The sequence below is a fragment of the Kitasatospora sp. NPDC015120 genome (assembly GCF_043080305.1).
Classification (GTDB): domain Bacteria; phylum Actinomycetota; class Actinomycetes; order Streptomycetales; family Streptomycetaceae; genus Kitasatospora.
Genome location: NZ_JBIBVJ010000072.1, coordinates 1 through 1,310, shown reverse-complemented (window position 1 = coordinate 1,310; position 1,310 = coordinate 1). Strand labels below are relative to the sequence as shown.

Genomic DNA, 1,310 nt, shown 5'->3' with positions numbered 1-1,310 from the left:
CAAGATCGAAAATGCAATCGACAAAACCGCCGCTGCGGCCGAAACCAAAACCGGTGGAAAACTGACCAGCCAGATTCAGAGGGCCGCCTTTGCCGCGAAGAGAGCGATCCCTCCGAAGAAGTAGTCACCCCCTTTGTCGTGCCGCCTGATTGTCGTCGAATCCAAGGCGTACGACTGAGGATGAGTGTCGAATAATCTCGCTTCGGTGTGCCCCCCCTCGTAAAAGCACACCGAAGCGAGGAGCGCTCAGGGTTCGGTCGGTGGAGGGATGACGATGCTCGCGTGAAAATCGCTGTGCCACAGCCGCGCAAGGAGTGCGTAATAGGATTCGGTTACCCTCGATTGGGTCGTGAGCGCCGCTTCCGGCGACTCGATTGTCGTCGGAGCCAGAAGGAGTGCACGATTGGCCAATGCCGCCGCGGAACTCCCGATATCCATCACGGCACCACTGATACTGGCTGCGGCGTTCAGCACGGGGTCGGGAAGGACCGTGATCGAAGGCGTGAAGGTCCGTTCTGCGTCGACGGAAACCGCGACGGTGTGGAGATGGTTCTCGATTGTCGCGATTGCTTCGCCGACCCGGCGGGTGTGGACCCGAAGTTTGCGGGGGTGTCGGACGTGGCGACGAGATATCGGCGGCAAGGTCCGCAAGTGGTCAGCGGCATGGTTCGCCACTCCGCCGTCGAGAGCGGTGGGCAGTACGTCTCGGATCAACCAGTCCGTCAGTAGGGCGGCAGCGGCATCTGTTGCCGGGACGATGACCACTGGCATTGTTCGTGTTGACATTGGCTTTCCCATCGGACTTCGTCGCCGAACTACTTCTTCTCGTCATCGTCGGGCATGCCGGTAAGTACCTTCTCCGATTCTGAGGTCGTCTCCGGCCGATGACCGACCCCGACGTGTGCTTCTGCCCGCATCCGAGCCACCATGTGCGGGTAGTGCAACTCGAAGGCCGGACGCTCGCTACGAATGCGCGGCAACTCCGTGAAGTTGTGCCGCGGCGGCGGGCAAGTGGTCGCCCACTCCAGCGAGTTTCCGTAGCCCCACGGATCGTCGACGGTGACCACTTCGCCGAATCTGTAGCTCTTGAAGACGTTCCAGATGAACGGGAGAGTGGAGGCTCCGAGAATGAAGGATCCGATGGTCGAGACTGTATTGAGGGTGGTGAATCCATCCGCGGGTAGGTAGTCGGCGTAACGACGGGGCATACCTTCGGCACCGAGCCAGTGCTGGACGAGGAACGTCATGTGAAAGCCGACGAACGTGGTCCAGAAGTGCCACTTGCCCAGGCGTTCGTCCATCATGCGACC

The 1,310-nt window shown here is 60.7% G+C and carries 3 protein-coding genes; 1 reads left to right on the top strand and 2 read right to left on the bottom strand.

The window, feature by feature from the left end; genetic code table 11:
• The first annotated feature begins 4 nt into the window (after positions 1-4).
• Complete coding sequence (locus ACF1AK_RS36370; RefSeq protein ID WP_391503085.1) at positions 5-124, top strand: Rv0909 family putative TA system antitoxin; 120 nt, start codon at positions 5-7, stop codon at positions 122-124.
• A gap of 122 nt (positions 125-246) precedes the next feature.
• Here the strand turns inward: ACF1AK_RS36370 and ACF1AK_RS36365 are convergent, their stop codons facing one another.
• Both ACF1AK_RS36365 and ACF1AK_RS36360 read right to left on the bottom strand, forming a co-directional pair.
• The gene (locus ACF1AK_RS36365; RefSeq protein WP_011331639.1) at positions 247-771 is read right to left on the bottom strand and encodes a hypothetical protein; all 525 of its coding nucleotides are present in this window, start codon (positions 769-771) and stop codon (positions 247-249) included.
• 44 nt (positions 772-815) lie between these two features.
• Positions 816-1,310: cbb3-type cytochrome c oxidase subunit I (locus ACF1AK_RS36360; protein ID WP_391503084.1), on the bottom strand; the 495-nt coding region annotated here is incomplete at its 5' end.

What these genes read in the sequence shown, in the direction of transcription:
- ACF1AK_RS36365 (WP_011331639.1), bottom strand. Translation starts at nt 771, where the DNA reads ATGCCAGTGGTCATCGTCCCGGCAACAGATGCCGCTGCCGCCCTACTG.